At 66.7% G+C, this 13,766-nt stretch carries 10 protein-coding genes; 5 read left to right on the plus strand and 5 right to left on the minus strand.

Going from position 1 to position 13,766, the window contains the following annotated elements; all coding sequences use genetic code 11:
• Window positions 1-67: 67 nt before the first annotated feature.
• On the minus strand, window positions 68-2,284 hold the full coding sequence (gene recG, locus IPF36_RS31230; protein WP_195431945.1) for an ATP-dependent DNA helicase RecG: 2,217 nt from the start codon (window positions 2,282-2,284) through the stop codon (window positions 68-70).
• Between the two features lie 228 nt (window positions 2,285-2,512).
• Here recG and queA point away from each other — a divergent pair, with 228 nt between their 5' ends.
• The 5 genes from queA (at window position 2,513) to secF (ending at window position 8,407) form a co-directional block, all read left to right on the plus strand.
• Window positions 2,513-3,601, plus strand: coding sequence for a tRNA preQ1(34) S-adenosylmethionine ribosyltransferase-isomerase QueA (gene queA, locus IPF36_RS31235; RefSeq protein ID WP_195431946.1), 1,089 nt, complete (start codon window positions 2,513-2,515; stop codon window positions 3,599-3,601).
• Between the two features lie 14 nt (window positions 3,602-3,615).
• Window positions 3,616-4,746, plus strand: coding sequence for a tRNA guanosine(34) transglycosylase Tgt (gene tgt, locus IPF36_RS31240; RefSeq protein WP_133092286.1), 1,131 nt, complete (start codon window positions 3,616-3,618; stop codon window positions 4,744-4,746).
• Window positions 4,747-4,969: 223 nt separating this feature from the next.
• On the plus strand, window positions 4,970-5,296 hold the full coding sequence (gene yajC / locus IPF36_RS31245) for a preprotein translocase subunit YajC (RefSeq protein WP_133092287.1): 327 nt from the start codon (window positions 4,970-4,972) through the stop codon (window positions 5,294-5,296).
• A gap of 217 nt (window positions 5,297-5,513) precedes the next feature.
• Window positions 5,514-7,385, plus strand: a complete 1,872-nt coding sequence (gene secD, locus IPF36_RS31250; RefSeq protein WP_195431947.1) for a protein translocase subunit SecD — start codon at window positions 5,514-5,516, stop codon at window positions 7,383-7,385.
• 50 nt (window positions 7,386-7,435) lie between these two features.
• Window positions 7,436-8,407 carry a protein translocase subunit SecF gene (gene secF / locus IPF36_RS31255; protein ID WP_133092289.1) on the plus strand — a complete coding sequence of 324 codons (972 nt, stop codon included), beginning with the start codon at window positions 7,436-7,438 and terminating at the stop codon, window positions 8,405-8,407.
• A 71-nt stretch (window positions 8,408-8,478) separates the two neighbouring features.
• Here secF and IPF36_RS31260 read toward each other — a convergent pair whose 3' ends face one another.
• From IPF36_RS31260 to IPF36_RS31275, 4 genes are read right to left on the minus strand one after another with little or no spacing between them, the layout of a single operon-like run.
• Entirely contained in the window at window positions 8,479-9,486 is a 1,008-nt protein-coding gene (locus IPF36_RS31260) for a response regulator (protein WP_133092290.1), read from the minus strand.
• The gene (locus IPF36_RS31265) at window positions 9,483-10,616 is read right to left on the minus strand and encodes a hybrid sensor histidine kinase/response regulator (RefSeq protein ID WP_133092382.1); all 1,134 of its coding nucleotides are present in this window, start codon (window positions 10,614-10,616) and stop codon (window positions 9,483-9,485) included. Before IPF36_RS31265 ends, IPF36_RS31260 begins: the two co-directional genes overlap by 4 nt.
• A 15-nt stretch (window positions 10,617-10,631) precedes the next feature.
• Window positions 10,632-11,963, minus strand: a complete 1,332-nt coding sequence (locus IPF36_RS31270; RefSeq protein WP_133092291.1) for a sensor histidine kinase — start codon at window positions 11,961-11,963, stop codon at window positions 10,632-10,634.
• Between the two features lie 22 nt (window positions 11,964-11,985).
• Window positions 11,986-13,377, minus strand: coding sequence for a class I SAM-dependent methyltransferase (locus IPF36_RS31275; protein ID WP_133092292.1), 1,392 nt, complete (start codon window positions 13,375-13,377; stop codon window positions 11,986-11,988).
• Between the last annotated feature and the right edge of the window lie 389 nt (window positions 13,378-13,766).

A 13,766-nucleotide genomic window follows, 5' to 3' on the forward strand; every position in this document is an offset into this window, starting at 1 on the left:
GGGATCTGTCAGAGCGCCCCCGGGATTTGTGCGGCATGCGTACGATGCGGCACAAGCACCGGCGCAATCAGGCCTTCAGGTAGTGTTCGCGCCCGCCGAGCCAGCGCGACAGGTGTGCTTCCACCGCTTCGGGGAACTGTGCCAGCATCAGCTCGGCCGCTTCCTGCGCGTACTCCACCAGCCACGCGTCGGTCTGCAGGTCGGCGAAGCGCAGCATGGCCTCGCCCGACTGGCGCGCACCGAGGAACTCGCCCGGGCCGCGGATTTCCAGGTCGCGGCGCGCGATCTCGAAACCGTCGGTGGTCTCGCGCATGGTCGCCAGCCGCTCGCGCGCGGTCGGCGACAGCGGCGCCTGGTACATCAGCAGGCACACCGATTCGGCGCTGCCCCGCCCTACGCGGCCGCGCAGCTGGTGCAGTTGCGCCAGGCCAAAGCGCTCGGCGTGCTCGATCACCATCAGCGAGGCGTTGGGCACGTCCACGCCCACCTCGATCACCGTGGTGGCGACCAGCACCTGCATGCGGTTGGCGCTGAAGTCATCCATCACCGAGGCCTTTTCGGCAGGCGGCAGACGGCCGTGCACCAGCCCGACGCGCAGGTCGGGCAGCGCGGCCACCAGCGTTTCATAGGTCTCGACCGCGGTCTGCAGCTGCAGCGCCTCGCTTTCCTCGATCAGCGGACAAACCCAGTAGACCTGGCGGCCTTCTGCAGCGGCGTGATGGATGCGCGCGATCACTTCGTCGCGCCGCTCGTCGTTGACCAGGCGCGTGACGATCGGCGTGCGGCCCGGCGGCAGTTCGTCGATCACGGATACGTCCAGGTCCGCGTAATACGTCATGGCGAGCGTGCGCGGGATCGGCGTGGCCGACATCATCAGCTGGTGCGGCACGGTGTCGGTCGCCGGCACATCGGGCGCCGGCACATCGGTCGCCGGCACATCGGTCGCGCCCGCCTTGCCGCGCAAGGCCAGGCGCTGCGCCACGCCAAAGCGGTGCTGTTCGTCGACCACCGACAGGCCCAGCTTCGCGAAGCGCACCGTGTCCTGGATCAGCGCATGGGTGCCGATCACCAGTTGCGCCTCGCCCGACTCCACGCGTGCCGCGGCCACGCGCTTGTCGCGCGCCTTCAGGCTGCCGGCCAGCCAGACCACCGGCACGCCGAGCGGCTCCAGCCAGGCCGACAGCTTGCGGAAGTGCTGCTCGGCCAGGATTTCGGTCGGCGCCATCAGCGCGGCCTGGTAGCCGGCGTCGATCGCCTGGCACGCCGCCAGCGCGGCGACGATGGTCTTGCCGCTGCCCACATCGCCCTGCAGCAGCCGATGCATCGGGTGCGGGCGCGCCATGTCGGCGGCGATCTCGGCCACCACGCGTTCCTGCGCGCCGGTCAGCCGGAACGGCAGCGCCGCCAGGAAGCGCGTCAGCAGGCCGCCTTCGCGGCGCGGCATGGTCGGCGCGGTCTTCTCGCGCCGCGCCGCGTGCGCGCGCCGCAGCGAGATCTGCTGCGCCAGCAGTTCGTCGAACTTGATGCGCTGCCAGGCCGGATGCGTGCGGTCGGCCAGCGCCGCTTCGCTTTCTTCAGGAGGCGGCGCATGCAGCAGGCGCAGGCAGTCGGCCAGCGGGCGCAGGTGCAGGCGCGCCAGCGGACCCTGCAGCACCGGGCGCGGCAGCGTCTCCGGCATCGGCGTGCGCGACAGCGCGCCGCCGATGGCCTTGCGCAGGTAGGCCTGCGCGATGCCCGCGGTGGACGGATACACCGGCGTCAGCCGGTCCGGCAGCGCTTCGCCCTCCACCACCGGCCGCACCGTCGGATGGACCATCTCGGCACCAAAAAAGCCGCCGCGGATCTCGCCGCGCACGCGCAGCCGCACGCCTTCGGCCATCTGCTTGGTCTGGCTGCCGTAGAAGTTGAGGAAGCGCAGCGTCAGCTCGCCGGACGCGTCGGCAATCTTGACCACCAGCTGGCGGCGCGGACGGAACGTGACTTCGTTGGAGATGACCTCGCCTTCCACCTGCGCCGGCTGGCCGAGCCCCGCGCGGCGGATCGCATCGGCGATCGGCGCCAGCGTGGTCTCGTCCTCGTAGCGCATCGGCAGGTGCAGCACCAGGTCGACCGGGCGGCGCAGGCCGAGCTTGGCGAGGCGCGCTGCCGCCGACGAGGTGGCGGACGAGGTGGTGGACGATGCGGGCTTGCCCTTGCCCTCCCCCGCCTTGCCACGCGCGGGTGCGGCCGCCTCCTTGGCGGCATCGGCGGACAGGTCGTTCGTTTCGGTGGCGGTTCCGGGCATCGGCAGCGAAGACAGGCGGCAGGGACGGCTGGGGCAGCGGGCATGGGCAGGAACGCCGGCAAATAGCCGAAATAGCCGGTATCACGCCCGGCCCGGCGGCAAGCACGCCCGTGGCCTTACAATATCGGATTCGCCGATTGTACCCATGCCGGCCGCCACTACGGGCGGCGAGTGCCGCTTTGTGCCTCGCTTTCCGACCCGTCGCGGGCCCCGCGCGCCGTTTCCACGATGTTGACGCTTTCCGATTTCGATTTTCCGCTGCCGCCAGAACTGATCGCCCAGAGCGCGCTGCCCGACCGCAGCGCCAGCCGGCTGCTGGTGGTGGAACGGCTCGCGCCCGCCGACACCGCCGATGCGGTGCGCCTGGTCGACCGCGCCTTCAGCGACATCGTCGACTACCTGCGCCGCGAAGACCTGCTGGTCTTCAACGACACGCGCGTGATCAAGGCACGCTTCTTCGGCCACAAGCCCAGCGGCGGCAAGGTCGAGGTGCTGGTCGAGCGCGTGCTGGACTCGCATACCGTGCTGGCCCAGGTGCGCGCCTCGAAGACGCCCGGCGAGGGCAGCGCTCTGCACCTGGCCCAAGACGCCTTCACGGTGACGGTCGGACCACGCGTGGACCAGTTCTTCACGCTACGCTTCCCCGAGCCGGCGCTGGACCTGATCGAGCGCTACGGCCGCCTGCCGCTGCCGCCGTATATCACGCACGACCCCGACGCCTACGACGAGACCCGCTACCAGACCGTCTACGCGCGCAATCCTGGCGCCGTGGCGGCGCCGACCGCGGGCCTGCACTTCGACGACGCACTGTTCGCGCGGCTGGATGCCGCCGGCGTGCGCCGCGCCTTCCTGACGCTGCACGTGGGTGCCGGCACCTTCCAGCCGGTGCGCACCGAGAACCTGGCCGAGCACAAGATGCATTCGGAGTGGTATGCCGTCACCGAGGAACTGGCCCAGGCCGTGCGCGAGACGCGCGCCCGCGGCGGCCGCGTGATCGCGGTCGGCACCACTTCGCTGCGCGCGCTGGAATCGGCGGCGCAGCCTGATGGAACGCTCACCGCCGGCAGCGGCGACACCGATATCTTCATCACCCCGGGCTACCGTTTCCGGCTGGTCGATGCCCTGATCACCAACTTCCACCTGCCCAAGTCGACGCTGCTGATGCTGGTGTCGGCGCTGGCCGGCGTGGAAGCCATCCGCGCCACTTACCGCCATGCGGTCGAGCAGCGCTACCGCTTCTTCAGCTATGGCGACGCCATGCTGCTGACCCGCCGGAATGATGCCGATACCGCGGAACCCGCAGAAACCGCGGCCTGAACCCTGACATAAGCATGCTCAACTTCGAACTCATCACCACCGACGGCAACGCCCGCCGCGGCCGCGTCACGCTGAACCACGGCGTGGTCGAGACCCCGATCTTCATGCCGGTGGGCACCTATGGCTCGGTCAAGGCCATGTCGCCGCTGGAACTGAACGAGATCGGCGCGCACATCATCCTGGGCAATACCTTCCACCTGTGGCTGCGCCCGGGGCTGGACGTGGTCAACGCCCATGGCGGCCTGCACAAGTTTATCGGCTGGGATAAGCCGATCCTGACCGATTCCGGCGGTTTCCAGGTGTTTTCGCTGGGCGATCTGCGCAAGATCACCGAGGATGGCGTCACCTTCGCGTCGCCGGTCAATGGCGACAAGCTCTTCCTTTCGCCCGAGATCTCGATGCAGATCCAGCGCACGCTGAACTCGGACATCGTGATGCAGTTCGACGAGTGCACGCCGTACGAGATCGACGGCCGCCCCGCCACGCACGAGGAAGCGGCCAAGTCGATGCGCATGAGCCTGCGCTGGGCCAAGCGCTCCCTCGACGAGTTCGAGCGGCTGGAGAACCCCAATGCGCTGTTCGGCATCGTCCAGGGCGGCATGTACGAGGACCTGCGCGATGAATCGCTGGCGGGCCTGTCCGAGCTGGACTTCCACGGCTTCGCCATCGGCGGCCTGTCGGTGGGCGAGCCCAAGGAAGACATGATGCGCGTGCTCGAGCACGTGGCACCGCGCCTGCCGGCCAACAAGCCACACTACCTGATGGGCGTGGGCACGCCCGAGGACCTGGTCGCTGGCGTGGCCGCCGGGGTCGACATGTTCGACTGCGTGATGCCGACCCGCAATGCGCGCAACGGCTGGCTCTTCACCCGCTACGGCGACGTCAAGATCAAGAACGCCGCGCACCGCAACGACCCGCGCCCGCTCGACGAAAGCTGCGCCTGCTACACCTGCCGCAACTTCTCGCGCGCCTACCTGCACCACCTGCACCGGGTCGGCGAAATCCTGGGCGCGCGCCTGAATACCATCCACAACCTGCACTACTACCTGCAGCTGATGCGCGAGGTGCGCGAGTCGATCGAGCATCACCGCTTCGCCGACTTCCGCCGCCAGTTTGCGTCTGACCGCGCCCGCGGCACGCAGTGAAATCCGTGCAGCGGCGCGAACTTTCGTGCCGCTGCCGGTCGAATACCGGGGTTGCCCGGAGACGACATCCGGCATCCCGCGCTGTGCTCGCCGGCATCAGCCGCGAGTCGCCCCGAAGGCACCCCGAAGAAACCCGTATTCCGCCCTAGAATGCCAAAGGCGGGCGGAATGCGAATGGTAGAATGATCGATTACTTGACTGACTTTTGTGACGGAGAATCAACGTGCTGATTTCTAACGCATATGCCCAGACCGCCGGTGCCGGCGGCGCGGCTGGCGGCCTGATGAGCTTCCTGCCCATCATCCTGATGTTTGCGGTGCTGTGGTTCATCATGATCCGCCCGCAAATGAAGCGCCAGAAAGAAGCGAAGGCAATGCTCGAAGCGCTGGCCAAGAACGACGAAGTCGTCACCGCCGGCGGTATCCTGGGCCGCGTGACCAAGGTCACCGACCAGTACGTCAGCCTGGAAATCTCGGAAGGCACCGAGATTACCGTGCAGAAGAATGCCGTGACCGCGGTGCTGCCGAAGGGTTCGCTGAAGGCGCTCTGATCCGCCGATCGCCCCGATCGACTAAGCGACTCCCGCCTTTGTCTTTTCCGGCATGCCCGTTCGCGCATGCCCCGGCAGCCGCCTGATCCAGCCCGCCGGAGCCTCGTGGCTCCGTTCCGTGGCTGCCAGGCGGCTGTTTGCCAAACCGGTTCGGCCCCGCCGACGTGGCGCGCCACGCCTGCGCCGGCCCCGCCAACCGCTGAATGACTGGCCCGAGATGAATCGTTATCCGCTTTGGAAATACCTCGTGATCCTGGTGGCGCTGACCATCGGCATCCTCTATACCCTGCCGAACTTCTTCGGCGAGGCACCCGCCGTGCAGGTGTCTTCGGGCAAGGCCACGGTCAAGGTCGACCTGTCGATGCAGAAGCAGGTCGAAGAGATCCTGGCGCAGAACCAGCTGCAGCCTGACGGCGTGTTCTTCGACATTTCCGGCCAGTCCGGCTCGGTCAAGGCGCGTTTCCGCACCACCGACGAGCAGCTCAAGGCCAAGGACGTGCTGTCGCGCACGCTCAACCCGGACGCCGCCGATCCTACCTATGTGGTCGCGCTGAACCTGCTGTCGGGCTCGCCGCGCTGGCTGACCTCGCTGCACGCGCTGCCGATGTACCTGGGCCTGGACCTGCGCGGCGGCGTGCACTTCCTGCTGCAGGTCGACATGAAGGGCGCCGTCGACAAGAAGCTCGACAGCCTGGCCGGCGACGCGCGCACGCTGCTGCGCGACAAGAACATGCGCCACGGCGGCATCGACCGCGACGGCGAACGCCTGACGGTGCGCTTCAACAACGCCGACGAAGGCAACCGCGCACGTGCCCTGCTGGCCGACAACCTGCGCGAAGTGGCCTTCGCCATGGACGGCAACAACGTCGTCGGCACCTTCACCGAAGTGGCCCGCAAGGCCGTGCAGGATGCCGCGGTCAAGCAGAACATCACCACGCTGCACAACCGCGTTAACGAACTCGGCGTGGCCGAGCCGGTGATCCAGCAACAAGGCGCCGACCGCATCGTGGTGCAGCTGCCGGGCGTGCAGGACACCGCCAAGGCCAAGGACATCATCGGCCGCACCGCCACGCTGGAAGCGCGCCTGGTCGACAACGACGCGCCGCGCAGCCCGCGCCCGGGCGACCCGGTCCCGTTCGGCAGCGAGCTGTTCACGCAAGGCAACGGCGCCCCGGTGGTGCTGAAGAAGCAGGTCATCTTCTCCGGCGACCGCATCGAAAGCGCCTCCGCCGGCTTCGACCAGAACCAGCAGCCTTCGGTCAACATCAAGCTCGACGCCCAGGGCGGCCGCGTGCTGCGCGACGTCTCGCGCGAGAACCTGAAGAAGCCGATGGCGATCGTGCTGTTCGAAAAGGGCAAGGGCGAAGTGCTGACGGTGGCGACGATCCAGTCCGAACTGGGTTCTAGCTTCCAGATCACCGGCTCCTACTCCACCGAAGCCGCCAACGACCTGGCGCTGCTGCTGCGCGCCGGCTCGCTGGCCGCGCCGATGGAGATCATCGAAGAACGCACCATCGGCCCGTCGCTGGGTGCCGACAACATCCAGAAGGGTTTTGACTCGGTCGCCTACGGCTTTGCCGCCATCGGCGTGTTCATGATCCTGTACTACATGCTGTTCGGCGTGTTCTCGGTGGTGGCGCTGGGCGTGAACCTGCTGCTGCTGATTGCGGTGCTGTCGATGCTGCAGGCCACGCTGACGCTGCCGGGCATCGCCGCTATCGCGCTGGTGCTGGGCATGGCCATCGACGCCAACGTGCTGATCAACGAGCGCATCCGCGAGGAACTGCGCGCCGGCGCGTCGCCGCAGATGGCCATCGCGGTCGGCTTCGACCGCGCCTGGGCCACCATCCTGGATTCGAACGTGACCACGCTGATCGCCGGCCTGGCGCTGCTGGCCTTCGGTTCGGGCCCGGTGCGCGGCTTTGCCGTGGTGCACTGCCTGGGCATCCTGACCTCGATGTTCTCGGCGGTGTTCTTCAACCGCGGCCTGGTCAACCTCTGGTACGGCCGCAAGAAGAAGCTGCAGAGCGTGGCCATCGGCCAGATCTGGAAGCCGGGCAACGCCTCTGACACCCCGGTCGCCAAGTAAGCGGCCAGGACAGTCGATCAGCAAACTAGCAGTACAGAACAGGATTCAACATGGAATTCTTCCGCATCCGGCGCGACATTCCGTTCATGAAGCACGCGTTGATCTTCAACGTGATCTCCTTCGTGACGTTTGCCGCGGCCGTGTTCTTCCTCTGGCAAAAAGGCTTGCACCTGTCGATCGAATTCACCGGCGGCACGGTGATGGAGGTCAGCTACCAGCAGGCGGCCGACCTGGAAAAGATCCGCGGCCAGGTAAGCAAGCTGGGCTATACCGACGTGCAGGTGCAGAACTTCGGCACCTCGCGCGACGTGATGATCCGCCTGCCGCTGCAGAAGGGCCCGGACGGCAAGCCCGCCACCTCGGCCCAGCAGAGCGAGCAGGTGATGGGCGCGCTGACCGCGGCGTCGCCTGACGTCAAGCTGCAGCGCGTCGAGTTCGTCGGCCCGCAGGTCGGCAAGGAGCTGGCCACCGACGGACTGCTGGCGCTGCTGTTCGTGGTGGCCGGCATCGTGATCTACCTGTCGTTCCGCTTCGAATGGAAATTCGCGGTGGCCGGCATCATCGCCAATCTGCACGATATCGTCATCATCCTGGGCTTCTTCGCCTTCTTCCAGTGGGAGTTCTCGCTGTCGGTACTGGCGGCGATCCTGGCGGTGCTGGGCTACTCGGTAAACGAGTCGGTGGTGATCTTCGACCGGATCCGCGAGGCCTTCCGCAAGTACCGCAAGATGACCACGCATGAGGTCATCGACCACGCGATCACGAGCACGATGTCGCGGACCATCATCACCCACGGCTCGACCGAAATGATGGTGCTGTCGATGTTCTTCTTCGGCGGCCCGACCCTGCACTACTTCGCGCTGGCGCTGACGGTGGGTATCCTGTTCGGTATCTATTCGTCGGTGTTCGTGGCCGCGGCGCTGGCGATGTGGCTGGGCGTGAAGCGCGAGGACCTGGTCAAGACCGACAGGAAAGGCGAGTCGACCGACCGCAACGATCCGAACTTCGGTGCGCAGGCCTGACGCCCTGCAGCCCTGGTAAAAAAAATGGCGCCCTGCGGGGCGCCATTTTTATTGGAGCAGATACAGACGGATCAAACCGGTTCCGAAAATCGCTCGATCCACGCCGCCAGCCGGTCAGCCGCGAAGGTCTCGGTGCGCGGCGCTGTCCGGCACAGGATAGTGTCGCCATCGCGCGCGAACTGCACCGCGCCGCCAACCTCGTCAAGCCACAGCAGGCTCGCCAGCCAGGCCGCATGATGCGGCGATACCGGCGTACCTACCGGCTGCGCCAGGAACTCCGCCAGCGTGGCCGGCGTGGTCCACACCACCGAGTCGCCATCGCGGCGCACCACGTCGCTGCCGAGCGTGTCGGCAATGACCGCGACCGCATCGGCCGCGCCCTTGCCCGCGTTGGCGCTGCGCAGCGCCGCCAGGCGCGTGGCCACTGCATGGCCGAAGGTGCCGCTGCGCTCGGCCTCGGCACGCACGAGGTCGGCATAATCCATGCGCTGCCAGTCCGGGTCGGCATTGCGTGCGCCGGCCAGGTCGACCGCCGCCAGGTAGGTCTCCACCGGCTGGAAACGGCCCGGGCCGATCAGGCTCGCGCACAGCGCATGCAGCATGCCGATGCGGGTGGCCACGGTCTGCGTCTGCAGCACCGCCAGCTTCTCTCGCACCAGCTGGTCGCGCTCCTTGCGCAGGCCGGACAGCTCCAGCGCCTGCTTCAGCTCCATGCGCAGCGCGGTGATGTCCCACGGCTTCTTGATATAGCGGTGGATCTGCCCCTGGTTGACCGCCTCGACGGTCTGGTCCAGCTCGGAATAAGCCGTGGTCAGGATGCGCACGATGTGCGGATAGCGCTCGCGCGCATAGCGCAGCAGCTCGTTGCCGTATTCACCGGGCATGCGCTGGTCCGACACCAGCACCGCCAGGCTGTCGGCGTGCGCGTCCAGCAGAGCCTTGCCCTCTTCCACCGAACCGCCGGTCACCACCGGTGCCAGCGCCCCGATGGCGCGCTGGAAATACTTGACGGCGGTAGCTTCGTCATCGACGAACAGAATCGCCGGGGGTGGTGCCTGGGTGGCATTCGGTTCGCTCATCGGTCACTCCTAATCATTCGATTCTTGAAACTTGGAAAGTCCAGCGTCACGGTCGTGCCGGCGCCGGACGCGGATGCGATCCGGATGCCGCCGCCAAAGGACTGCATGACGCGGTTGCAGAAAATCATGCCCAGGCCGCTGCCGCCGGCGCTGGCGTGGGTGGTCACGGGATCGACCAGCAGGCGCTCCATCACCTCGGGCGGGATGCCGGGTCCGTTGTCGCTGATATGGATTTCCTGGTGCGGCTGGGCCATCACCACGAAGCGCAGCGCCGGCGACGGCGTGCCGGCAAGCGCGCGCAGCGCGTTGCTCATCACCGAGGACAGCACCAGCGCCACGCAGTTGGGCAGCGTCTGCACCGGGAAATCGCCGTGCATCTCGACCTGCACCCACTGGCGCTGGTCGCCGGAAAACGGATAGGTATCGAGCAGCGACGCCACCAGCGCACCCGCGCTGACCTCGGCACCGGGCTCGGGCCGCGCCGCCTTGCTGCCGGCACTGCTGCGCACCGACTGCAGGAACGACGACAGCACCGCCAGGCAATATTGCGCGTTGTCATGCATGGCGCTGGCGGCCTGGCCGATCTCGCCCTGGCGCTGCTCGCTGTACTCGCCCGCGACCCGGCTTTCGATGCCGCGCGCGAAGTTGGCGATCGCCGCCAGCGGCGTGTTCAGTTCGTGCGCCAGGAAGGCCAGGGTCTCGTCGATCGCCATCAGCCGGTGCTGGCGCAGCGCGCGTTCGCGGTGGCGCTCGCCGGCCAGGCGCAGCACTTCGCGCACCTGCGCCACGCTCAGCGGCTTCTCCAGGATGCGGAACACCTCGCCGCTGTTGACCGTCTGCAGCAGCATGTCCTTGTCGGCATACGCCGTCACCAGGATGCGCACGATCTGCGGGTACAGTTGCGCCACTTCGCGCAGCAGCTCGCCGCCATCGCGGCCGGGCATGCGAAAGTCGGTTACCAGGACGGCAATGCGCGCGCCATCCGTGGCGAGCGTGGCGATCGCCTCCTCGGCACTGGCGGCCAGGAGTACCTCATACTCCGAGCCCACCGCGCGCGCGAAATACTTGCGCGCCATGTCTTCGTCGTCGACGTAAAGCAGGGTCGGCCGCGCTTGCTGCACCTCGGTCATGGTACTCATGACGGCTTACTCCGCGCGCGGCAGGTCGAAGCTGAACGCGGCCCACTGCCCCAGCTCGCTCTCGGCGAAGAGCTGGCCGCCATGGCGCTCGATCACCGCGTAGCTGATCGACAGCCCCAGCCCCAGGCCCTGCCCCACGTCGCGCGTGGTGAAGAAGGGCTCGAACACGCGCGCCAGGTTTTCCTCGGCGATGCCGGGGCCATTGTCGCGCACCGTGACGTGGAGCCGGCCGTCGGCCCAGCGCACCGTGGTATGGATCGCCGGCGCGGCCGTGCCGGCCTTGCGCATGGCCAGCGCGGCGTTGGAGAACAGGTTGATCAGCACGCCGATGACCGCGGCCTCGTCGCCCAGCACCAGCGTGTCGGCCGGCAGCTCGCGCGTCACCTTGACGCCGCGCAGCTCGTGCGCGGTCAGGCGGATCGAGGAATCCAGCGCCTTCTCGAACAGGAACGGCGTGCCCTCCACCTCCGCACCCGGCTTGCGGTAGGCGAAGGTCTTCAGGTCGGACACGATATGCTGGATGCGCTGCATGCCCTGCTTGGCATCGACCAGGCATTCGGTCAGCGACTCGCTCTCCTTGGCCTGCGGCTCTTCCATCGCCACCTCGATCGCCATCAGGCAGAAGTTGACCGGGTTGTTGACCTCGTGCAGCAGCCCGGCCGCCAGCGTACCGATCGCGGCCATCTTTTCCTGCTGCAGCATCTGGCCCTTGATGTCGACCAGCTTGCGGTTGATGACTTCCAGCTCGGCGTTGGTCTCGGCCACCTCCGCCTTCAGCCGGAACAGCATGAAACGCGCGCGCTCGTTGAAGAAGGTATAGACGCCGCTGGCGGCGGCCGCGAATAGCAGGAACAGCGAGTTGACGATAAACGTCCCCATCGGCTCGATGCCCCCTGCGTGGAACAGGCACGCCAGCACGTACAGCAGGTAGGAAAGCAGACCGAAGACCAGGTTCTGCCACAGCCCGAACGGCAGCGCGATGCCCGAGGCGAAGATCGCCAGGTTCAGGCCGACGTAGTAAGGCGACTGCACGCCTTCGGTCTGCGAGATCATCCACGCGATCATGATCTGCGGCAGCAGCAGCCAGGTCAGCGTCAGCCACGGCGCAAACCGGCGCCCGATCGCGCTGTACAGCATCACCACCACGCCCGCGATCAGCAGCGACACCACCACGCGCGCCACTGCGAACGCCAGCTGTTGCTGCGGATACTGGCCGTAGTCAAGCCCGACGCCGAGCAGGACCAGCACGATCGCGGTATAGGCGCCGCCGCGGCTGAACGCCAGGCGGAAGTCGGCCAGTTCGGACTGGTAACCGGCGTAGAGTTGGTTGGTGCTCATGGGGTGGTCCGCGCGGACAGCCTCATTCAATGGTGGCTTCGGCAAAGACGTTGACGCCGGTGGCGTCGACGTAGATGCGGTGCGAGTGCGAATTCTCCGGCAGCAGCTGCGCCATGCCGGCGTCGTCGCGGTAGATCAGGTACCACTCCAGCAGGTGCTCCATGCCGAATTTCTCTGGATTGTTGGCATGCACGTTGGTGACCAGCACCTGGCCGGCCGCACGCGAACGCGAGGCGAAATACGCCAGCAGCCGCGTGCAGACCTTGTCCGACAGGTAATCGAACAGCCCCGCGCAGTAGACCGCGTCGAACTCCCGGGCACTGATATCGTCAGGCGAGATGCGGCGCTTGAGCAGATCGTGCACCGACTGATGCACCATCTCCACCGACACCTTGCGCCCGGCGCCAGAGGCCGCCCGCTCGATCGAACTGCGCGTGTATTCCAGCGTTTCTTCACTGAAGTCGACCAGCTGGAACGACAGCAGCTCGGGATTGGGATACTCCCGCACGAAGCGCTGGATCTCGAAGGCTGGCCCGCAACCCACGTTGAGCACGCGGAACGGGCGGCCGGCGGCGCGCGCGCGCTCGGCCTGGCGCGTCAGGAAATCCACCAGCAGGTCGATGCGGTTGCGGTGCGCGGTCGCCACCGCCGCCTTCAGGAAAGCGGTGTTGACGATCTGGAAGTAAGTGGTCGGGCCCTGCTGCGGATCGCTCAGGATCTGGTTGACCATCTCGTAGTCGCCCGCGTAGCCGAGCGGCTTGGTGAAGGTCCGGTACACGAACGGCGCGCGCAGCAGCAGCGGGTGCAGCGCCGACTGGGCATAGGTGCGGTGCACCGGCGCGATTTCCGGGTCCACGCGCTCGGCCTCGCCCTCGAGCCAGTCAAGGTAGGTCTTGGTCTTGACCATGATCGGCGTGGCCAGCTCGTAGAACACGTCCTCGCGCAGCTTGCCGTCCTTCTTCGGCAGCGATTCGGTCAGGTCGACCTGCTCGACCCAGCGCGATACTTCGGACAGGAAGGCGCGCATCTCATTGACCACGATCTGGTAGTCGCGCCGGATATTGAAGCGCGTATCCCAGTCCTGCACGAACAGCTCGGCTTCGCGTGCCACCGACTTGGGCTCGTTGTTCAGGTCGGTCAGCTCGCGCCACTCGTCGATCAGCGTCAGCGATACCACCGCGGTCAGGCCGGTATTCACCAGGCTCATCACCACGGCCTTGCCCAGGTAGGCATTCTTGGCGCCCATGCGGACACTGAGCTCGCTCAGCACCTCGCTGACCTGCACGATCGAATACGGATTGTAGATTTCCATCACCAGAGACTTTCTCTGGAGATTGATGATCGTGCCCCGCACCTGCTCGCCCTGCGAGTTGCGGAAACTAACTACCGGATCGATTTGCGTTTTGGAATACACGGTATTGCGCCAGGGAAATCCGAGAAACGCTGCGGGCCATACTGCCTGGGCGGAACGGCCGGGTACAGCAGGAGGGGCGAGGGAATCGCGGGGAAGGCTACCGGTATCGGGATGTGCAGCGAATGCTCATAGGGATGCGCTATAGCCTGTTGGGAGGGTGGCGGTCCCGCCCTGTGCGGGAGAGCACCGACAAGCCCGGATCGTGTGGAATTGCCGCGGCCCATTGTACTGTGGCAATTGCGGCGCGTACAACCAAGTGCCTTTCCGTCCCCTCTTGCGGCGGGATCGGCTACAGGATACCCAAAACCATGAAAAAAGGCCGGCGATCGCCTAATGCCGTTCAGTTAAGTCTGAACGGCATTTTTCTTTGCAGGGGTTGTAAACAAGGT

Source organism: Cupriavidus sp. IK-TO18 (genome assembly GCF_015549295.1).
Lineage (GTDB): Bacteria > Pseudomonadota > Gammaproteobacteria > Burkholderiales > Burkholderiaceae > Cupriavidus > Cupriavidus oxalaticus_A.